This is a genomic window from Kribbella sp. NPDC059898, from assembly GCF_042730855.1.
Lineage (GTDB): Bacteria > Actinomycetota > Actinomycetes > Propionibacteriales > Kribbellaceae > Kribbella.
Window position 1 is genome coordinate 133,544 of record NZ_JBHWKR010000005.1, and the last position, 19,351, is coordinate 152,894.

At 67.5% G+C, this 19,351-nt stretch carries 16 protein-coding genes, 8 tRNA genes and 1 pseudogene; 13 read left to right on the plus strand and 12 right to left on the minus strand.

The features are described from left to right. Positions 1 to 2 precede the first annotated feature (2 nt). From ACFV9C_RS17680 to ACFV9C_RS17710, 7 genes are all read left to right on the plus strand, one after another. Positions 3 to 902 (plus strand): fumarylacetoacetate hydrolase family protein, encoded by a 900-nt coding sequence (locus ACFV9C_RS17680; protein WP_380194817.1) that lies wholly within the window; start codon positions 3 to 5, stop codon positions 900 to 902. Then, positions 899 to 2,446: an aldehyde dehydrogenase (NADP(+)) gene (locus ACFV9C_RS17685; protein ID WP_380194819.1), complete on the plus strand. Its 1,548-nt coding sequence runs from the start codon at positions 899 to 901 to the stop codon at positions 2,444 to 2,446. The genes ACFV9C_RS17680 and ACFV9C_RS17685 overlap by 4 nt, the downstream gene beginning before the upstream one ends. After that, a complete protein-coding gene (locus ACFV9C_RS17690; RefSeq protein WP_380194821.1) occupies positions 2,443 to 4,230 on the plus strand; it encodes an IlvD/Edd family dehydratase in 1,788 nt (595 codons plus the stop codon). Before ACFV9C_RS17685 ends, ACFV9C_RS17690 begins: the two co-directional genes overlap by 4 nt. 104 nt (positions 4,231 to 4,334) lie before the next feature. Continuing rightward, complete coding sequence (locus tag ACFV9C_RS17695) at positions 4,335 to 5,579, plus strand: DUF2088 domain-containing protein (protein WP_380194823.1); 1,245 nt, start codon at positions 4,335 to 4,337, stop codon at positions 5,577 to 5,579. After that, positions 5,576 to 6,442 (plus strand): hypothetical protein, encoded by an 867-nt coding sequence (locus ACFV9C_RS17700; RefSeq protein WP_380194825.1) that lies wholly within the window; start codon positions 5,576 to 5,578, stop codon positions 6,440 to 6,442. The genes ACFV9C_RS17695 and ACFV9C_RS17700 overlap by 4 nt, the downstream gene beginning before the upstream one ends. Then, entirely contained in the window at positions 6,432 to 7,799 is a 1,368-nt protein-coding gene (locus ACFV9C_RS17705) for an FAD-binding oxidoreductase (RefSeq protein WP_380194827.1), read from the plus strand. Before ACFV9C_RS17700 ends, ACFV9C_RS17705 begins: the two co-directional genes overlap by 11 nt. Next, positions 7,799 to 9,067: an alpha-L-fucosidase gene (locus ACFV9C_RS17710; protein ID WP_380195501.1), complete on the plus strand. Its 1,269-nt coding sequence runs from the start codon at positions 7,799 to 7,801 to the stop codon at positions 9,065 to 9,067. The genes ACFV9C_RS17705 and ACFV9C_RS17710 overlap by 1 nt, the downstream gene beginning before the upstream one ends. A 405-nt stretch (positions 9,068 to 9,472) precedes the next feature. Here the strand turns inward: ACFV9C_RS17710 and ACFV9C_RS17715 are convergent. From ACFV9C_RS17715 to ACFV9C_RS17760, 10 genes are all read right to left on the minus strand, one after another. Continuing rightward, positions 9,473 to 9,557, minus strand: a tRNA-Tyr gene (locus tag ACFV9C_RS17715). A gap of 4 nt (positions 9,558 to 9,561) precedes the next feature. After that, positions 9,562 to 9,634: transfer RNA gene (locus tag ACFV9C_RS17720), tRNA-Glu, on the minus strand. Between the two features lie 34 nt (positions 9,635 to 9,668). Next, positions 9,669 to 9,759, minus strand: a tRNA-Ser gene (locus ACFV9C_RS17725). A 16-nt stretch (positions 9,760 to 9,775) separates the two neighbouring features. Beyond that, entirely contained in the window at positions 9,776 to 10,132 is a 357-nt protein-coding gene (locus ACFV9C_RS17730) for an Imm8 family immunity protein (RefSeq protein WP_380194828.1), read from the minus strand. A 57-nt stretch (positions 10,133 to 10,189) separates the two neighbouring features. Next, positions 10,190 to 11,335, minus strand: a complete 1,146-nt coding sequence (locus ACFV9C_RS17735) for an RtcB family protein (protein ID WP_380195502.1) — start codon at positions 11,333 to 11,335, stop codon at positions 10,190 to 10,192. A gap of 74 nt (positions 11,336 to 11,409) precedes the next feature. Then, positions 11,410 to 11,483: transfer RNA gene (locus ACFV9C_RS17740), tRNA-Gln, on the minus strand. Between the two features lie 33 nt (positions 11,484 to 11,516). Next, positions 11,517 to 11,963 (minus strand): HNH endonuclease, encoded by a 447-nt coding sequence (locus ACFV9C_RS17745; RefSeq protein WP_380194830.1) that lies wholly within the window; start codon positions 11,961 to 11,963, stop codon positions 11,517 to 11,519. Positions 11,964 to 12,070: 107 nt separating this feature from the next. Continuing rightward, positions 12,071 to 12,144, minus strand: a tRNA-His gene (locus tag ACFV9C_RS17750). Positions 12,145 to 12,146: 2 nt separating this feature from the next. Next, a tRNA-Arg gene (locus ACFV9C_RS17755) sits at positions 12,147 to 12,220 on the minus strand. Positions 12,221 to 12,311: 91 nt separating this feature from the next. Then, positions 12,312 to 12,387: transfer RNA gene (locus ACFV9C_RS17760), tRNA-Pro, on the minus strand. 712 nt (positions 12,388 to 13,099) lie between these two features. Here ACFV9C_RS17760 and ACFV9C_RS17765 point away from each other — a divergent pair. Next, positions 13,100 to 13,175 (plus strand) — tRNA-Thr (locus ACFV9C_RS17765). A gap of 107 nt (positions 13,176 to 13,282) precedes the next feature. On the opposite strand, the gene ACFV9C_RS17770 is transcribed toward ACFV9C_RS17765, so the two are convergent. Continuing rightward, positions 13,283 to 13,420, minus strand: a complete 138-nt coding sequence (locus ACFV9C_RS17770; RefSeq protein ID WP_380194832.1) for a hypothetical protein — start codon at positions 13,418 to 13,420, stop codon at positions 13,283 to 13,285. Between ACFV9C_RS17770 and ACFV9C_RS17775 the strand changes: the two genes are divergently transcribed. From ACFV9C_RS17775 to ACFV9C_RS17795, 5 genes and pseudogenes are all read left to right on the plus strand, one after another. Continuing rightward, entirely contained in the window at positions 13,409 to 13,765 is a 357-nt protein-coding gene (locus ACFV9C_RS17775) for a GNAT family N-acetyltransferase (protein WP_380194834.1), read from the plus strand. The two genes, ACFV9C_RS17770 and ACFV9C_RS17775, sit on opposite strands and share 12 nt — an antisense overlap. Before the next feature lie 105 nt (positions 13,766 to 13,870). Further along, positions 13,871 to 14,065: a hypothetical protein gene (locus ACFV9C_RS17780; protein ID WP_380194836.1), complete on the plus strand. Its 195-nt coding sequence runs from the start codon at positions 13,871 to 13,873 to the stop codon at positions 14,063 to 14,065. Positions 14,066 to 14,070: 5 nt separating this feature from the next. Beyond that, positions 14,071 to 14,589: a DUF6879 family protein gene (locus ACFV9C_RS17785; RefSeq protein ID WP_380194838.1), complete on the plus strand. Its 519-nt coding sequence runs from the start codon at positions 14,071 to 14,073 to the stop codon at positions 14,587 to 14,589. Further along, a pseudogene (locus ACFV9C_RS17790) lies at positions 14,570 to 15,427 on the plus strand (helix-turn-helix domain-containing protein). Before ACFV9C_RS17785 ends, ACFV9C_RS17790 begins: the two are co-directional and overlap by 20 nt. Positions 15,428 to 16,259: 832 nt before the next feature. Beyond that, positions 16,260 to 18,044 (plus strand): DNA integrity scanning protein DisA nucleotide-binding domain protein, encoded by a 1,785-nt coding sequence (locus tag ACFV9C_RS17795; RefSeq protein WP_380194840.1) that lies wholly within the window; start codon positions 16,260 to 16,262, stop codon positions 18,042 to 18,044. A 413-nt stretch (positions 18,045 to 18,457) separates the two neighbouring features. On the opposite strand, the gene ACFV9C_RS17800 is transcribed toward ACFV9C_RS17795, so the two are convergent. Next, positions 18,458 to 19,156 (minus strand): hypothetical protein, encoded by a 699-nt coding sequence (locus tag ACFV9C_RS17800; RefSeq protein ID WP_380194842.1) that lies wholly within the window; start codon positions 19,154 to 19,156, stop codon positions 18,458 to 18,460. Positions 19,157 to 19,351: the final 195 nt, after the last annotated feature.

Consider the following 19,351-nt stretch of genomic DNA (forward strand, 5'->3'; position numbering starts at 1 on the left):
GCATGTCCATGCACTTGGTCCGTTATCTGTCCCCGGTCGACGGCCGGCCCGTACCCGGTGTGCGCACCGGTGACTCGGTGGCTCCGCTCGAGGGCCTGAACTCCTTCGCCGAACTGCTCCGGCTGCCGCTCGACGAGCTGCAGGCCGCGGTCGGGAAGGTCGGCGCGGAGGTGCCTGCCGAGGGGCTGAAGTTCCTGCCGCCGATCGACGGTCGCGGCGAGGTGTGGTGCGCGGGCGTGACGTACGAGCGGTCGCGCGGCGCGCGGATGGAGGAGAGCAGCGAGCAGTCGGTGTACGACAAGGTCTACACCGCCGACCGGCCCGAGCTGTTCCAGAAGGCGCCGGCCTGGCGGGTCGTCGTCGACGGCGAGCCGGTCGGGATCCGCTCCGACTCCGGGCACGACGTACCCGAGCCGGAGCTCGCGGTCGTTGCCAACAGCCACGGTGAGATCATTGGCTTCACCATCTGCAACGACATGAGCTCGCGGTCGATCGAGGGCGTGAACCCGCTGTACGTACCGCAGGCGAAGCTGTTCGCCGGCGGGTGCGCGCTGGCGTCCGGGATCCGCCCGGTGTGGGAGGTCGCCGACCCGAAGGCGCTCGGGATCAAGCTGGTGATCCGGCGCGGCGACGCGGAGGTGTTCAGCGGTACGACGTCCACCGGGAAGCTCGTGCGGGAGCTGAAGGATCTGATCGACGCGCTGTTCCTGCCGAACGACTTCCCCGACGGGGTGATCCTCGCCACCGGCACCGGCATCGTCCCCGAACTCGACTTCACCCTCGCCGAAGGCGACCTCATCACGATCACCATCGACGACCTCGGCACCCTCACCAACCCCGTCACCACCGGCAAGGCCCCCTTCACCTACCTCGCCACCGACAACCTGGAGGGCCTCCGATGACCCCACCCCCAACCACCCCCACCCCCGGCGCCCCCACGCCGGGCAGCACCGCGCCCACCGGCCCCACCCCGGCCGACACCACCCCCGCTCAGTTGGAGCAGGCGCTTGCCGCGGCTGCGGCCGCCGCCCCCGCTTTCGGCTCGTCGGAGCCCGCTGTGCGTGCCGGGTGGATTCGTGCGGTGGCGGATGCCTTGGATGCGGCGGCTGGGGAGTTGGTGCCGATTGCGATGCGCGAGAGTTCTCTCCCCGAGGCGCGGCTGACCGGTGAGGTCGCTCGCAGTAGCGGGCAGCTGCGGATGTTCGCGGACGCCCTCCAAGAAGGCTCGCTCCTCGAAGTCACCATCGACACCAAGGACCCGCAGGCAAAGCCGGTCCCGCGCCCCGACCTGCGTCGCGTGCTCGTCCCGCTCGGCCCCGTCCTGGTGTTTGCCGCCAGCAACTTCCCGTTCGCGTTCAGCGTCTGCGGCGGCGACACCGCGTCCGCCCTCGCGGCCGGCTGCCCGGTGATCGTCAAGGCCCACCCCGGCCACCCGGAACTCTCCGCCCGCACCGCCGAGGTGATGATCGAGGCACTGCAGAAGGCCGGCGCCCCCGACGGCACCTTCGGCCTGATCGCGGGCTTCGACGTCGGCGTCACCGCGCTCAAGGACCCGCGGATCACCGCCGCCGGCTTCACCGGTTCGGTACCGGCCGGCAAGGCGCTGCACGAGATCGCGGTCACCCGCCCGGAGCCGATCCCGTTCTACGGCGAGCTCGGCAGCCTCAACCCGGTCTTCGTCACCCAGGCCGCTGTCGATGCCCGCGGCAACGACATCGCCACCGGGTACGTCGGCTCGTTCACGCTCGGCGTCGGCCAGTTCTGCACCAAGCCCGGCCTGCTGTTCCTCCCGTCCGGCCACGGCCTGCAGGACCAGCTCGTCGAGGCTGTCGGCGGCGTCGCGCAGGCCCCGATGCTGAACGACCGCATCAAGGACGGCTTCACGTCGGGCCTCGACCGCCTGGAGAAGGTGGACGGGGTGCGCGTCTGGTCGACCGCCACCGCGAGCGGCGCCGCCGGCACCCCGGCCGCGACCCTGCTGCAGACCACCGTCCCCGAACTCCTCGCCCGCCGGGACGAGATCCTCGAGGAGTGCTTCGGCCCGGTCTCGATCGTTGTCGAGTACAACGGTCCGGACGAGCTGGCCAAGGCGATCGAAGCATTCGACGGCAACCTCACCGCGACGCTCCACGCCGAGGACTCGGATGCCGACCTGGCTCGTGAACTCCTGCCGAAACTAACGGCAAGAGCCGGCCGCGTGCTGTGGAACGGCTGGCCCACCGGCGTGGCGGTTTCCTGGGCCCAGCACCACGGCGGCCCGTTCCCCTCCACGGTGGGGTCGATCCACACCAGCGTCGGCGTCACCGCGGCCCGCCGGTTCCAGCGCCCGGTCGCGTACCAGGACGCCCCCGACGCGGTGCTTCCCGACGTACTCAAGGACTCGAACCCGGCCGGAATCACCCGTCGGGTGAACGGAACCGTGACCACAGACGAGGTGACGCGATGAGTGACGAGCCGACCGTTGACGAGCCGGACCAGCCGATCGGCCGGCGGAGCTTCGACCACTGGTTCGGGGAGAAGGGCCGCAACGGGTTCATCCACCGGTCCTGGATGAAGTCGCAGGGCTTCACCGAGGAGGTGTTCGACGGCCGCCCGGTGATCGGGATCTGCAACACCTGGTCCGAGCTCACCCCGTGCAACGCGCACCTGCGGCGGCTCGCCGAGTCGGTGAAGCGCGGCGTCTGGCAGGCCGGCGGTTTCCCGGTGGAGTTCCCGGTGATGTCGCTCGGCGAGACGCTGCTGCGGCCGACCGCGATGCTGTTCCGGAACCTGCTCAGCATGGACGTCGAGGAGTCGCTGCGCGGCAACCCGATCGACGGCGTCGTCCTGCTGACCGGCTGTGACAAGACCACGCCGGGCTCGATCATGGGCGCCGCCAGCGTCGACCTGCCGACGATCGTCGTGACCGGCGGTCCTATGTTGAACGGTAAATTCCGCGGCTGCGACATCGGCTCCGGTACGGCGGTGTGGCGGTTCACGCAGGACCTGAACGCCGGGCGGATGTCCGCGGACGACTTCGCCGCGGCCGAGGCCGGGCAGTCCCGCAGCAACGGGCACTGCATGACGATGGGTACGGCGTCCACGATGGCCTGCATGGCGGAGGCGCTCGGCCTGCAGTTGACCGGGTCCGCGGCGATCCCCGCGGTCGACTCGCGGCGGTACGTCGTCGCGCAGAGGTCCGGGCAGCGGATCGTCGAGATGGTCAAGGACGACCTGAAGATCAGCGACGTGCTGACCCGGGACGCGTTCGCGAACGCGGTCCGTGCGAACGCCGCGATCGGCGGCTCGACGAACTTCGTCATCCACCTGCTCGCGATCGCCGGCCGGGTGGGCGTCGACGTGACGCTGGACGACATCGACGAGTGGGCGCGCGGGGTCCCGTGGCTGGTCGACCTGCAGCCGTCCGGGAAGTACCTGATGGAGGACTTCTACTACGCCGGCGGGCTGCCCGCGGTGATGAAGGAGATCCTGCCGCTGCTGAAGACCGAGGCGATCACGGTCACCGGCCGGACGATCGGCGAGAACGTCGCGAACGCCGAGCGGATCGAGTCGACGTACCCCGGTGCGGAGCCGGGCAGCCAGACGTACGCCGTGATCCGGCCGGTCGGCGATCCGCTGGGCAGTGGCGCGGGAACCGCCGTACTGAAGGGGAACCTCGCGCCGGACGGTGCGGTCATCAAGCAGTCCGCCGCGTCCGAGCGGCTGTCGCGGCACCGGGGGAAGGCGCTGGTGTTCAGCAGCATCGAGGAGTACGACAAGGCGGTCGACGACCCGGACCTCGACGTCGACGAGGACACCGTGCTGGTCCTGCAGAACGCCGGGCCGCGCGGGTACCCGGGGATGCCGGAGGTCGGCAACATGACGATCCCGCGGAAGCTCGCGGAGATCGGCGTCGACGACATGGTGCGCATCTCGGACGCCCGGATGAGCGGTACGGCGTACGGCACCGTCGTACTGCACGTCACCCCCGAGGCGGCCGTCGGCGGCCCGCTCGCCTTGGTCCGCACCGGCGACTGGATCGAACTCGACGTTCCCGCTCGCCGCCTGCACCTGGACGTGTCCGACGAGGAACTGGAGAAGCGCCGCGCCGATTGGCAACCTCCCACACCTCCGACCGACCGCGGCTGGGCCCGCCTCTACATCGACCACGTAACCCAAGCCAACCAAGGCTGCGACCTCGACTTCCTGGTAGGCCGCACCGGCTCAGCCGTAGCCCGCCAGAGCCACTGATGCCAAGCCCATCCCAATCCCCCCACCCGCCGAGCGAAGCGAGGCGGGCTTGGGGGCCGTTCGAGGCGGTCCGGGGGCTACGGCCCGACGGCACGCTCCCGCAGGTGACGCCGATCCGGCGGATTCTCACGGATCTGCCGGCCTCAGTGGATCCGTACGCCGACGCCCTGGCGGCGCTCGCCCCGCTGCGGGAGCGGGTCCGCCCGGGTGCGCGGATCGCGGTGACGGCCGGCAGCCGCGGGATCCGGGACCTGGTGCCGGTGGTGAAGGCCGCGGTGGACTGGTTGCGGGAGGCGGGCGCCGACCCGTTCGTGACGCCCGCCATGGGATCGCACGGAGGCGCGACAGCGGACGGCCAGCAGGAGATGCTCGAAGGCCTCGGAATCACCGCGGAAACCGTTGGCTGCCCCATCGAGGCAACCATGGAAACCGTTGTCGTCGGCACCTTGTCCGACGGCACCGAGGTCCACCACGACGCGATCGCCGCGAAGGCCGACGGCGTACTCCTCGTCAACCGGATCAAGCCGCACACCGACTTCCGCGGCCCGATCGAGAGCGGCATCGCGAAGATCCTCGCGATCGGCCTCGGCAACCACCGCGGCGCCGCCTCCCTGCACGCCGGCGGCATCCCGTCCCTCGGCGGCAACATCGAAGCCGCCGCCCGGATGATCGTTGCGCAAGGCAAGATCCTCGGCGGCTTGGCCATCCTGGAGAACGCCGAGGACCGCACCGCCTCGGTCGAGCTACTCGAAGCAACAGGCATCGCGGATACGGCGGAAAACGCCTTACTGCAACGAGCATCCAGCCTTCTCGGCCGCCTCCCGTTCGACCAGCTCGACGTTCTGGTGGTCGACGAGCTGGGAAAGGACAAGTCCGGCGCCGGCATGGACACCAACGTGATCGGCCGCTGCTGGGTGCACGGCATTCCCGAGTTCGGCTCGCCGGACATCGCCGCGATCAGCGTGCACTCGCTGTCCCCGGCGTCGCACGGGAACGCGTCCGGCCTCGGTCTGGCCGACGTGATCCCGGCGCGTCTACTCGAGCAGATCGACTTCCGCGCGAGCTATGTGAACGCGCTGACCTCCGGCGCCGGCGGCGCGCGACGTTCGCGGCTGCCGATGGTGATGGAGGACGACGAGGCCGCCGTACTCGCGGCCGTGACGATGTGCGGACGGCGGCACTGGTCCGAGCTCCGGCTGGCCCGGATCAAGGACACCCTGTCGCCGAACGAGCTGATGGTGACGCCGGCCCTGCTGACCGAGGCGGCCGAACGATTCGACCTGGAGATCACCGGTACGGCGCGGGACCTGGCGCCGGCCGGCCGACTCGGACCCTGGAGCGAGAGATGAACCTTCGCGAAGCACGTGCCCTGCTCGCCGACCGCGGTTTCCGGCCCGGGGAAACGTCGACGAAGACGTTTTCCGACGGCTCGCCGTACAAGGTCGAGATTCCGTCCTGTGAAGGCCCGCGGGTGATGACCGCGGTCCTGCAGGAGGCGAAGGACCGCGGCATCACGATCGACCGGGTGTCGCAGGGCAGCGGCGTGATGATGCTGACCGACGGCGAGATCGAGGAGATGCTGTCGCTCGGCGGGTCCGAGGGTGTCGAGGTGTGCCTGTTCCTCGGCCCGCGCGGCGCCTGGGACATCGGTGGCCAGGCGAAGGTCTCGGCGGCCGTCGGCGGAGTTGCCCGCGGCAACGATCAGGTGGCGGCGTCGTTGTGCGACGCGTTCCGCGCGGTCGAGCTCGGCGTACGCAGCCTGCTGGTCGGCGACATCGGCGTCCTGGAGATCCTCGGTCAGCTCAAGCTCGAAGGCGAGCTGCCCGCCGACCTCGTGCTGAAGACCTCGGTGCTGATGCCGTTGCCCAACGCACCGACCGCGCAGCTGTTCGAGCGCCTCGGCGCGACCAGCCTGAACGTGTCGACCGACCTGCCGGTGCCAGTGCTCGCGGAGATCCGCTCGGTGACGACGGTACCGATCGACATGTACATCGAGGTCCCCGACGACCAGGGCGGCCACGTCCGGTTCTACGACGTGCCGGAGATCGTCCGGGTCGCGGCGCCGGTGTACCTGAAGATGGGGCTGCGGAACGCGCCGAACATCTACCCGGTCGGCGCCCACCTCGCCGGTACGGCGGAAGCTCTCGGCCGGGAGCGGGTCCGCCGCGCCGAGCTGATCCTGCGGCTGCTCGCCGAGCAAGATGAGGGATGAGTTCCTGGACCGGCTCCGGTCGGTCCTCGGTGAGGTTGTCGACGACCCGGACATCCTGGACAGTCATCGCAACGACCACGCCACCTTCTGTACGGCGGGTGTGCCGCGGGCGTTGGTACGGCCAACGAGCACGTCCGAGGTGCAGGAGGTACTCCGGCTCGCGTCCGAGTTCCGCGTACCCGTGGTCACCCAGGGCGCCCGGACCGGGCTGTCGGGTGCGGCGAACGCGGTCGACGGGTGCCTGCTGCTCTCGACCGCGCGGCTGAACCGGATCCTGGAGATCTCGGCCGAGGACCAGGTCGCCGTCGTACAGCCAGGTGTCGTGAACGCCGAGTTGTCGCGGGCCGTCCTCGAGCAGGGCCTGTTCTACCCACCGGACCCCTCGTCGTGGGAGATGTCCACGATCGGCGGGAACATCGCCACGAACGCGGGTGGATTGTGCTGCGTGAAGTACGGCGTGACGTCGGACTTCATTCGCGGCCTGGAGGTCGTACTGGCGTCCGGCGAGGTCGTCCGCACCGGCCGCCGCCCCGCGAAGGGCGTCGCCGGCTACGACCTGACCCGTCTCATCGTCGGCTCCGAAGGCACACTCGGCGTGGTCACGGAGGCGACGTTGGCGCTCCGCCCGGCCCCCGAGGCCGCCCTCACCGCTGCCGCGACCTTCCGCACGATCGAGGACGGCATCGCCGCGGCAGCCGCCGTGATGGCCGCCGGCCTGAGCCCCTCACTGCTGGAGTTCCTGGACCAACCAACTCTGCGGGCAATCCAGGGCTATCGGGACATGGGTCTACCCGGCGACGCCGGCTCGATGCTGCTCGCGCAGTCCGACCGTGGAGCGCTGGCGGCTGACGACGTGGCCCGGATCGCCGAGATCTGTTCGGCGCACGGTGCTGTCGACGTCGCCGAGGCCTCGGACGCCGAGGAGTCTGCGATGCTCCTCGAGGCGCGACGGCTGGTCAACCCGGCCCTGGAACGGCTCGGTATCACGCTGATCGACGACGTCTCGGTACCGCGCTCGCAGCTGGTCACGCTGCTGCGCGGCATCGCCGACATCGGCACGCAGTACGACGTACTGATCTTCTGCCCCGGCCACGTCGGCGACGGGAACATGCATCCGACGGTGGTGTTCGACCGGGGCGACGCGGCGGCCGAGGCGCGGGCGTTGCAGGCGTTCGGGGCGGTGATGGAGCTGGGGCTGCGGCTCGGTGGCACGATTACCGGCGAACACGGGATCGGCACGTTGAAGGCGCAGTGGCTGGAGACCGAGCTCGGCCCGGTCGGCCTCGAGCTGCACCGGCGGGTCAAGGCCGCGTTCGACCCGTTGAACCTGTTGAACCCCGGGAAGGTGCTGTTGTGATGGATGCATCCGCCGTACGTCCGTCGGCGCGGCAGGTCGCCTGGCAGCGGCAGGAGCTGACCGCCTTCGTGCATTTCGGGCCGAACACCTTCACCGACCTCGAGTGGGGGACCGGGGTCGACGATCCGGCGGCGTTCAACCCGACGGCGCTGGACTGCTCGCAATGGACACGGACGTTGGTCGACGCCGGGTTCAAGAGCGTGATCCTGACGGCGAAGCACCACGACGGGTTCTGCTTGTGGCCGAGCAAGTTCCTCGACCACTCGGTGGCCGCGTCGTACGGGCGTGACGTGGTGGGGGAGCTATCCGCCGCGTGCCAGTCCGCGGGCCTTGGCTTTGGCGTGTACCTTTCGCCGGCGGACCTCTACCAGGAGAAGGCGCCCGGCGGGTACTACGGCAACGGCAGCCCGGCGGTGCCGTCGCGGATCGGGGAGTTCGAGTACGTCGTCGACGACTACAACCGGTTCTACCTGAACCAGCTGCACGAGTTGCTGACGTCGTACGGGCCGATCGCCGAGGTGTGGCTGGACGGGGCGAACCCGACGAGCAGCGCGCAGACGTACGCGTTCGAGGCGTGGTTCGACCTGATCCGGCGGCTGGCGCCGGACGCGACGATCGCGGTCGGCGGGCCGGATGTGCGGTGGGTCGGCAACGAGGACGGGTTCGCGCGCGAGACGGAGTGGAGCGTCGTACCGTTCGCCGACGGCGCGATGGTCGCGGAGCAGACGGCGCGGGACGTCGCCGGGCCGGAGCAGCTGGCCAAGGCGGACGAGCTGCGCTGGTACCCGGCGGAGGTCGACGTGTCGATCCGGCCCGGCTGGTTCTACCACGCCGCGGAGGACGACGCGGTGAAGCCGGTACCGGAACTCCTGGACATCTATCGCAGATCGGTCGGGCGGAACGCCGTACTCCTCCTCAACATCCCACCCGACCGGCGCGGGCTGTTCGCCGATCCCGATGTCGCGGCGCTGACGGAGTTCGGCGCCGCGGTGCGGGAGTACTACGGTACGGACTTGGTGCTGCCGGCAACCATCAACGTGGTGGACCTGCGGGAGAACATCGAGCACGGCCAGCAGGTCGAGTCGTTCGCCGTGGACGCGCTCGTCGACGGGTCGTGGCAGGAGATCGCGAGCGGCACCACGATCGGGCATCGCCGCCTGCTCGTGGTACCGCCTGTCGCGCCGAGCGAGGTACGGGTGCGTGTCCTCGCCGCTCGCGCCGAAGCCGAGGTGGAGCTGTCGGCCCACTTCGACCCGACGATCAGCTAGTCCCCCTGCCCGGAGTCGAACCAGGAACCGAGCCTTCGGACGGCCCGGTGTGATTCCGTCACCAGAGGGTTTGCGTGAAGAAGAACAGGTAGTGCACCGGCGAGACACCGTACGCTCGAACGGCATCACGCTCAGGTGCACTAGGTGACAGCCGGACACTACCTGTTCTTGTTCGCTACTCCTGAACCGAAACCACCCGGGTCCAGTCGGAGCAGTCGGCCTCGCACCACACGTGATCCCCACGGTGCGCGATCCGATCCCGCTGCACATGCCCACAGGCCAGCAGCACCCGTCGCATCGAATGCCCCTGCGCGACCGGAGCACCGGTCCTGCCACCAGGCACCCGCTTCCTGTTCCTGAGGTCGGCCACGGCCGGTCCTCCTCTCTTCTCGGATAGTTCCTACGTGCAGGAGGCAGGATTCGAACCTGCTCAGCCCCGAAGGCAACGGGTTTACAAGCCGTCCCGCCTCTCCCACGACGGTGCTCCTGCAAGGCACCCCGTACCGGATTCGAACCGGTGATCTCCTGGATGAGAACCAGGCGTCCTGACCACTAGACCAACGGGGCGTGGCAGGGTGGCTGGTCGATCCCAACCACCCAGCGGTGAGAGCGAGATTCGAACTCGCGAGCCGACACGCAGGCCGACCGACGGCATAGCAAGCCGCTGCCCATACCAACAGGCGGACCTCACCCGGTCCGGTCGACCCACTAGGTCTCCCGGTGGTCCTCGAACTCCCACAACCCCAACCGCGCCAACTTCTCCGCCAGTTCGTCGTACGTCGGCGCCTCCAGCTCCTCGAACCGCCGCAGCAGGAACCCGATCGCCAGCCGCAGGTCGAACGGCTCCACGATCAGGTGGTGCCGCCCGATCTGCGGTCCTTCCGTACGGATGACCCGACGCAGCCACAACGGCGTACACACCAGTACGTCGAACGACTCCTCACCTGGCCCGCCCTCCGGGCCGACGATGAGCCGGACCCAGACGCCGTCGTCGTCGGGATCCGGTGAGACGTACGTCTGCACATCAACGTCGGCGCTGTACACCAACCGAACCGCAGCTTTCATCGAGACCTCCGGTTGCCGCCCGCCGTCTCCCCTGTGGACGGCGGGCGGCGTGAGGATTCAGCCCTTCACGCAGATGACCTGCTTGAGGTGGGCTACTACCTCGACCAGGTCGGACTGGGCCGCGATGACCGAGTCGATGTCCTTGTAGGCGGCCGGGATCTCGTCGATGACGCCGGCGTCCTTGCGGGACTCGACGCCTTCGGTCTGCGACACCAGGTCGGCGACCGTGAACCGGCGCTTCGCCTCGTTGCGGCTCATCCGCCGGCCTGCCCCGTGCGAGGCCGAGAGGAACGAGCGTTCCGAGCCGAGCCCACGCACGACGTACGACCCGGTCCCCATCGACCCCGGGATCAGCCCGAGATCACCGCGCCCGGCCCGGATCGCGCCCTTGCGGGTGACGAGCAGGTCGAGCCCGTCGAACTGCTCCTCCGCCACGTAGTTGTGGTGGCACGAGATCGGCTGCTCGAACCGTACGTCGACCTCGAACGACTCCCGCACCGCCCGCATCACGAGCGCGAGCATCACCGCCCGGTTCCGCGCGGCGTACTCCTGTGCCCAGGTGAGGTCCCGGCGGTACGCGTCCATCTCCGGCGTACCGGACAGGAACACCGCCAGGTCGCGGTCCGGCAGGTCCGCGTTGTGCGGCAGCTCCCGGGCGATCCGCATGTGCCGCTCCGCCAGCTCCTTGCCGATGTTCCGGCTGCCGGAGTGCAGCATCAGCCACACACGGTCCTCGTCGTCGAGGCACACCTCGATGAAGTGGTTCCCGCCGCCCAACGAACCCATCTGCTGCTTCGCCTTGCGCTCGCGGTCCTGCACCCCGTCGTGCAGGCTCGTGAACAGACCCCACAGCTTGTCCCACGGACGCGGGTCGAGACCGAGCCGACGTACGCCGACCGGGTCGTTGTGCGCCCGGAACCCGACCGGTACGGCGGCCTCGATCCGGGACCGGATCGCCGACAGGTCGTCCGGCAGGTCCGCGGCCGTCAGCGACGTCAGTACGCCCTCCATGCCGCACCCGATGTCGACACCGACCGCGGCCGGCGACACGGCCTGGTACATCGCGATCACGGACCCGACCGTCGCACCCTTGCCGAGGTGTACGTCGGGCATCACCCGGACGCCGTGCACCCACGGCAGCGCGGCGATGTTCCGCAGCTGCTGCAGCGCCTTCGCGTCCACGTCGTACTCCTGAGCCCACATCAGCGTGGAGCTCTTGGCCCCACTCAGCTCCACCGGAAGCTCCACGATTCCCCTCCTCGTTCGATGACATGCAGCTGCCAGGGCAGGGCTCGAACCTGCGGGGGCCTCGGGTCAGAACCGAGGGTGGGTCACCGTCGCCCACCTGGCATCGCGCTCCGCCGCGACACCTGGTGGGTCGGGGTCAGAGCGCTATCTCGGCACGGGAAGGGATCCACGGCTGCCACAACAGCGGCATGCCGGCCTCTTCCGGGGTGCGCGAGCCCTTCTTCTCGTTACAGGTCGCGTGCGCGGCGACGGCGTTCATCCACTCGCCGCGTCCACCTCTCGACCGTGGAACTACGTGGTCCATCGTCGTGGCGCCCGGTTGACCGCAGTACGCACAGGTGTACTTGTCACGCTTCAGTACGCCGGCCCGTGTGTACTGCAGGCGTCCACCGGTGTACCGCCACTTCATCACGACGTACCGGACGAGGCGGAGCACCCGGGGGAGCGGGAACGGTCCGATGCTGGCGCCGTCGTGGGCCTCCTCGACGACGGCGACCTCCCGGACGAGCATCCGGATGGCGTGCGGGATCGACACGACGTGCAGCTGCTCGTACGAGGCGTTCAGGACGATCACACCGCTCATCTGGTTCCTCCTCCCTTCCAGTGTGCCCGACCGGCGGTCAGCAGGTCAGCGATCTCGGTGTCGGTCAGGTGGTACGCCGCACTCCGTGTGAGCCCGACGTACCGCAGGGTGTCCGGCGGGGCTCGAACCCGCTTCCTCCGGGGTCACGTCCCGGCGCATCGCCCACTTCCGCTTCGGACACAGCACGCCCGGCAGGATTCGAACCTGCAGCCTCCTGCTTCGTAGGCAGGCGCTCTCTCCGGTTGAGCCACGGGCGTCCGGTGCCCTGTGCCGGATGTACTGCGGATTTCCGTCACAGGGCACGCTTGCGGCGCCCGCTCGGCCGGTAGCTAGCGTGCTGCGGGCGCCTGGTCCAGCTGGGAGGACTCGAACCTCCGCTCTCCTCAACCCAAATGAGGCGGCCTGGCCACTGGCCTACAGCTGGTAATTGCGACAAATGTCCAGTTGTCATTGTTCATGCCGATATCCGTGAATACCGGAAAGCACCGATGGAGGGAATCGAACCCTCATGACGCGGGTTTGGAATCCGGTCCGCAACCATTGCACACCGGCGATGGCCCGACTTCGGGCAAAAGAAAAGAGCCGCCTGCTGCCGGTACCCGGCTCAGACGGCTCCTGGAGGTCTCCCCACTCGGAGATCACCCAGGCGGACCGCCCAGACGCGGGCTGAGCTGGTGGTAGTAGTTGGCCTCATCGCCCACGGTTCGCAGGCACGCCGACAAAGCCATACGGCCAGGCCGCCAGGCTTCACTCAGGATGCGCGTTCCGAACACGATCTATCTCCTCAAGGTCTTGGTCTCGCGGGAATTAGTCTCACCCAACCCCAGCATCGAAGTCAACGCATTTCCCGAACAATTTGTTCCACCTGCCATTCCGCACCGCTACGACGCACATAACCAACCCCCGGTTCCCACCCCGCCTGCGCACCGCACGGGAGAGCTATCGCGGCCCCCGACCCACCCGCCCGATAGCTCGTCCCGGGAACATCGGCCGGCACCGGATCGCCCGACCTGGACAGCACGAGCCCGCCCACCCTGGCGTGATCCCGAGCACACCCCGCACCCCGCCGTACCACCGTCCCCAGATCCGATTCGGAATCCTCCCCCTCCTCCCGCTACACTCTTGCCTCGGTACCCGCCGCCTTAGCTCAGTCGGCAGAGCGTCTCACTCGTAATGAGAAGGTCGTCGGTTCGATTCCGACAGGCGGCTCCACTCCGGTAGACGGAGAAACCCCAGGTCAGCGCACTGATGACCTGGGGTTCTGCATGTCCGGACTGTCTCGTGGTGCGACTCATGGTGCGGATTTGCTAACGCCCTTGCTAACTGGGCACCAGCGCGGCCGCTTCCGGACCGTCGTCCTCGTCCGGCACATCGGCCTCGTCCTCCTCGGCGTTAGCAACCTCCGACTTGGCAGCGGCGGCGGCGCGGAGCAGGCCGAGCCTGCGATGTACTTGCACCGGCTCATCGTCCGACGCAAGTACTCCGGTCTCGGTGACGATGTGATCGACTGGGCATGCGAGCGCGCCGGCCAGCTCGGCAACCGCTGGGTGCGCATCGATGTTTGGACCGACAACGTCGGCCTCCACCGCTACTACGAGAACCGCGGTTTCAAGCACGTCCGGACGCTCGACCTAGCTCACTATCCGTCCGGCGCACTCTTCCAGCGTCCCGCGACTGACTGGCGAGATCGGAAGGCCGCTGAGACACTCACCCAGCACCCGCAGGCCCTCCCCACCAGACACAGCCGCTTCGAGCCGTTCGAGCGGGCACTCTGGCCCGTCCTCAGCGAGCAAACCATCTGACAGGGCAGTTCGAGAAACTTCACGCAACATCGCTGACAGGCAACAGTGAGTAAACCCAGACTCGATAGAGCAAGCTAACGCAACGACGGAAGCAGGGGAAACAACATGAAGCTCACTTTGGTAGCAGGCGACCCGGAGTCCCACCCGACCAACTCGCCCACCCTCTACAAGACCGACCGGGGGAGCTGGGTCGTGCAGGGCTGGGGCGTTGACGACCCGGATGCGTTGGCCGCGCTCAACCTTCCGGCCGGTGAGACGGCTGTCGAGATCCCGGACCGCATGATCCAGTTCTTCAAGTAGGGCTCGTGGAAGCGATCACCAACGACGATCTCCAAGAGCTGCTGAAGACGTTCAAGCGCAGTTCGATCCATCTGGAGACTCGCGACGCGTACGGCACTGAGGTCGAGCTGCCGTACATGGCGAAGTGGGCTGCTGGTGAACCGGATGACCTCGAATGGCTCCAGGATTGGTGCACCACGGTCCGCGGACACGTGGCGGCGGGGCGGACGATCAAGCGCGCCCGGATCGTCTCCGAACCGCTCAGCGACTATCAGCGTTGGACTCTCACCATCGCGAAACCGATCGTGGAGGCCGGTGAGGACGAGCGGTTCGTCCCGAGGAGGCAGGTGTCCGAACTCAGCTTCCCCGGAAACGACTACTACGTGTTCGATGACGAACGGGTGGTCTTCCTGCACTATTCCGGTGCAGGGCTGAACAACGCACTAACGACCACGACAAACCCGGCGACCGTCGAGATGTGCCAGCAGGCATTCGAGCAGGTGTGGCCGTTGGCGATTCCGTTCAGTGAGTACAAACCCGAATAGCGCAGCTCGGAAGGTACAAGAAGCCCTCGGGCTTCGCCTTCGGGACCTGCGCAGAGGTGCTGATCTGACCGGTCGTGAGCTAGCAGCCGCGACAGGTTGGCATTTCACGCGCATCAGCAAGCTCGAACACGGCACCCAGGCACCTACGGATCAGGACATCCGGATCTGGTGCCAGGTGTGCGGCGCCGAGGACCAGGCGGCCGACCTGATCGCGCAGGCTCGGGCGATCGAGTCCATGTACGTCGAGTTCCGTCGACGTGCGCGGTCCGGCGTGAAGCAGCTCATGCTCGCCTTCCAGCAGACGTACGAGCGTGCCGAGCAGTTCAGGATCTACGAGCACAGCGTGATTCCCGGTCTGTTCCAGACCGCCGACTACATACGGGCCATGCTGTCGTTCTGGGCGCCCTTCCTCAACACCGACAGCAACATTGACGAGGCCGTTGCCGCACGACTGCAACGCCAATCCATTATCTAGGAGAGCAAGCGGAGATTCGCGGTCATTCTGGAGGAGAACGCCCTCCGCACGTGGTTCGGTAACGCCGACACGATGGCCGGCCAACTCGACCGCCTGCTCACGGTCATGACGCTACCTAACGTTGCCCTCGGCATCGTCCCGACGATGATCGAACGTGAGGCCGTCAGCACCACGGGTTTTTGGATCTTCGATGACAAGCTCGTCGCTCTGGAGACACCCTCGGCAAGCATCGAGGTAACTCAGCCGCAGGAGATCGCGCTCTACGAGAACATGTTCAACATGCTCCGAGGTCCAGCCCTCTACGGTCCCGAAGCGCGCGCCCTGATCGTCCGCGTGCAACGTCAGCTTGCTCGAAACAGCTAGCAGCAACAACCTAGTTTGGGCACTCGCCGCCGCCATACGGTCACACCACGGTCAGGGCGGTGGGTGAGCCCGAGCTCGGCGTAAGGACGGTACGCAGTTCCCGTGCCCCGTCGCCCTGACCGATCCAAGGGCGGTTCCTGGTGAACGTGTCCAGGCGCCCCTGACGACGGGATGCACGGGGTTGATCGAGCTACTACAGGCCAACGAGCCGACCGAGGTTGGCGACAAGGTAGCCGCAGTCAAACGGATTGTGGACAGCTGGGAGTTGTCTCCGGAGCAGCGGCTACGAGAGATACGCCGGGTCCTCTGTCCACCCGTCGAGCGGCACCCCGTGCAGACCAACGACCGAGGATGGCCGCTCCTCCGCTCGTCTGTCGACACACCGGACGGGCAACTATGATCGAGCATCCGCCGAAAGTGAGCGCAGGCGCCAGCAAGCAGCTGGGCCTCGATAGCCTCCACGCCATCGAGTGGGCGAAAGGCTGGCAGTACGCCCACACACACCACGCTGCGGACGAGGATTGGACCGAGCGAGATCTCCCACCTGACGGCCCTGGCTGGATCCGGAACAAGTACGCCGGCCTCGACGGCTACGAACGCCGAACGCGAGTCCAGGTCTCGTACTGGATGCGGCCCCGCCCAGGAATGGTCCCCTGGGATCAGCCATGGTGCGGTCCACGTGGCCCGCTGCGTGAAATGACGCCGAGCCAGTGGCGCGAACACATCCGGCACAGCGCCGGAGCAGCTGAGTTCGGCGCGTCGGCCGATAGCGGATAGACCTGTCGTGGCGGGTTCAGTTGACCTAGTGCCTCCGAATCTGAACGATGGGTCTGTGAGAAGCACGATTGCGCAGTTCATGTGGGGATTTCAGTCTCATTTCCGAAACGGCCTGGAGCGCGTCGCGCGTAACGTGTTCGAGCAGATCGGATTCGGCCTCGGCGCCCGGGCATTCCTCGTTGGTTTCACCGACAACCCAGAGCATGCTTTCCCTGTCTGCTTCGAGCCTGAGCACGACCCGCTGGCGGCGGTCGACCTGTCGTCAGTCGTCGCGGACGCGTTGCAGCGGTACCAGGAGAGCGACGAATCACGGATGGTCTACTCCAGCCGCCGGCACCAGGAGAGAATTCATCTTGGCCTCATGGACTCGTTCCGTGCGGCAGCTGTACGGGATGCGCTGGCCCACTCTCCGGAGGGAACCGGCATGACGTTCTTCGTGGGTTCCTCGGCGCTGGTCGACGGCATCTACAAGGTTCATCCGGTACTTGCGGTCCCGACAACACGGTGGCAGTCGAAACCGGCCCTGAGCAAGGAGCGGATCGACCGGTACGCGGTGGTCCCATCCTTCCAGCGCTCCTTGATGCGGGAGTTGCTCATCGCCGCGACAGCCGACCTCCGTAGCAGCACTCCACCAGAAGACTTCTCGGCTCGGTGGTCTGACCGATCAGAGCTCATCCGGAAGGCAGCACACGCGTTCGTCCAGTCGGTCTCGGTGTTCAGCGGGTATGAATTCCCTTCCGAGCTGACAGTCGCGCTCGATGAGATCTCCGCACAGCCGTACGAGGGTCGCTCTGGATCTGGCGGACTGTTGCTGGCATCCGCAGCGAACCCGCATGTGGAGCCAGTTCTGGAGTTCGTGACGCCGATCCGGGTTTCGGAGACGCGTTCAATGCGCAAAGCGCTCGAGATGGCGGATCCACAGCACCACCTCTTGTGCGATGGCGAGCAGGTTGTGGGGTTGGCACGTCTGCGAGACACCTACGAGCCTGCGGGCGAGAATGCGTTCTTGTTCAGCGTGATGTCGAGAGGTGTCTGGGAGCTGAGTCATAACGAGGTACCGCTGCTTCGAGTTTCAAACACGCGGCCCTCGCTGCCGCAGCCCCGGTTGGACGCCCAGCATTTCAAGTCCGTAGCGCGCAGGGTGTTCGCCGAGATCGGCGAGCGCGAGGCCGACGTCCTGTGGGGTCTCGCTGAATCGGCATCTGCGGCCTCGCACGGAACGATGCTTGTCGTCCACCGGAGCGCCAGCGATGAGGCCGCACGCCTGGTCCCGCAAGCACAGCAGGTACGGCCGCAGCTTCTCGATTCGAACGTGCTGGCCGCTGTAACGAGCATCGACGGCGCAGTCCTTGTCGATCCGACCGGAACGTGCCACGCAGTCGGGGTCATCCTCGATGGTCACGCGTCTGGGAAGGGTGACGCAAGCCGCGGTGCACGCTTCAACTCCGCCGTGCGGTACCACGACACCCAGCGCGGTCAATGCCTCGTGATCATCGTCAGCGAGGACGGCATGATCAACCTGCTACCGAACCTTCGAAGGCAGGTCACCCGGGAGTCTGTTGAGGCAGTGGTACGGCAGCTGGAGGAATCGCTGACGGATGACCCTGACTACGAGGTCTTCTTCCGGCCCTGGGAGCACCTCGAATCTCTCGCGTTCTACTTGTCGGCCGAACAGTGCGACCGGATCAATACGGCACGGACACGCCTAGAAGAGCACCGTGCTCGGCCTCGCGACCGCCACCCGAACGAGGGGCCGGTCGGACACATCACGCATGTTGGATGGACACCCTTCGTCCCGGATCCGGAGATGGACGCAAGCTACTTCCTCGACGCCGATTAGGCACCGTTGCGGATAGGCAGCGGCCCGAGCGCCTCGGCGCTGCTGGTGCTGTATCATCCGGCGGACGACCGTCCAACATCAGTCACCGGCGCACAGGCCACTCCTGACGCCTTTGCCGGATTGACCTCTTATGGATCAAGGGCGCGCCGCCGGGATGGGACGCGCCCATGCGCCCTCCGGCCGAACCACGTCCCACCCCGGCGGCGCAGCGGACGCACATGTGTCAATCGACGCCTCCGGCGGGGCCTCACGACTCCGGGATGACGGGCTGGTCTGGCCGGCTATCTCGGCGGGGGTCGGGGTGCGTCTTCCCGTCCGCCGCTCAGCCCAGTCAGCTCCTGATCGCGCTACGCGTGGGCTGAACGGCAGACGGGAAGACGCTGATCGAGTCGATTGGTGCTGCGCCGAGATCGCTACGGCTTCGGGGTAAGGCGGTGAGCTATTTCCAGTGAGATGTGGCCAAGGGCGTACCCCACCAGCTCCACTCGCTCGACCCAGTTCCCCTTCAGCAGATAGTCGTCCGTACCCTCGAAGGCATTGAAGTACAGGGTCAACAGGATCCCGTAGACCGCGACGAACATCGTGGCCGTAATGACCGCACGAGGTATGGAGGGATCGGTGGGTGCTGACGGTTCCGGGGCGTCCGCCGCCGCGACCTCCTCGACGATCCGCTCCCACTCCGGAGTGGCGGCGAGCTCCGTCAGATCCGCGTCCGTGCTCTGAGTGTCGGTCGCGGCCCGCGCGTCGATCAGCGCGTTGAGGCGTTCCCAGTCCGCGCTGGCGAGCGCAGCGGCGGCCTGCTTGTTGATCTGCGCGAAGAGGCGTTCCCACTCTGGGGTGGCCACGAAGTTGGCGGCAGCTCGTTCGGTGATCTGAGTGCCCAGCGCTGCCAGCGTCGTACCGGTCTGTTCGTTGATCCGTGCACGGAGGCGGTCCCACTCCGGGCTCGCGAGCGAAGCGGCAGCGTGTTCGTTGACGCGTGTACGGAGGCGGTCCCACCCCGGACTGGCGAGCGAAGCGGCGGCCTGCTTGTTGATCTGCGCGAAGAGGCGTTCCCACTCTGGGGTGGCCACGAAGTTGGCGGCAGCTCGTTCGGCGATCTGAACGCCCAACCCTCCGAGCGTCCTACGGGTTTGCTCGTTGTAGCGCGCCAAGATTCGTTCCCACTCCGGCGACTTCATGGAGTCGGCGAGCGATCCCATGCCTTACCTCCGATCGAACAGTCCTTCGAATCCTACTCCTCGGACTAACGAACCCGTTCGCGGGATCGGTGCCCCGACGTGCCCCCGAACGGCCCCGAACAGCCG

Excerpts from the sequence above, each read along its gene's own strand:
- ACFV9C_RS17700 (WP_380194825.1), top strand. The coding sequence starts at position 5,576 with ATGAACCTTCGCGAAGCACGTGCCCTGCTCGCCGACCGCGGTTTCCGG.
- ACFV9C_RS17680 (WP_380194817.1), top strand. The coding sequence starts at position 3 with ATGTCCATGCACTTGGTCCGTTATCTGTCCCCGGTCGACGGCCGGCCC.
- ACFV9C_RS17775 (WP_380194834.1), top strand. The coding sequence starts at position 13,409 with ATGTACTTGCACCGGCTCATCGTCCGACGCAAGTACTCCGGTCTCGGT.
- ACFV9C_RS17685 (WP_380194819.1), top strand. The coding sequence starts at position 899 with ATGACCCCACCCCCAACCACCCCCACCCCCGGCGCCCCCACGCCGGGC.
- ACFV9C_RS17745 (WP_380194830.1), bottom strand. The coding sequence starts at position 11,963 with ATGAGCGGTGTGATCGTCCTGAACGCCTCGTACGAGCAGCTGCACGTC.
- ACFV9C_RS17690 (WP_380194821.1), top strand. The coding sequence starts at position 2,443 with ATGAGTGACGAGCCGACCGTTGACGAGCCGGACCAGCCGATCGGCCGG.
- ACFV9C_RS17735 (WP_380195502.1), bottom strand. The coding sequence starts at position 11,335 with ATGTGGGCTCAGGAGTACGACGTGGACGCGAAGGCGCTGCAGCAGCTG.
- ACFV9C_RS17705 (WP_380194827.1), top strand. The coding sequence starts at position 6,432 with ATGAGGGATGAGTTCCTGGACCGGCTCCGGTCGGTCCTCGGTGAGGTT.
- ACFV9C_RS17710 (WP_380195501.1), top strand. The coding sequence starts at position 7,799 with ATGGATGCATCCGCCGTACGTCCGTCGGCGCGGCAGGTCGCCTGGCAG.
- ACFV9C_RS17730 (WP_380194828.1), bottom strand. The coding sequence starts at position 10,132 with ATGAAAGCTGCGGTTCGGTTGGTGTACAGCGCCGACGTTGATGTGCAG.
- ACFV9C_RS17780 (WP_380194836.1), top strand. The coding sequence starts at position 13,871 with ATGAAGCTCACTTTGGTAGCAGGCGACCCGGAGTCCCACCCGACCAAC.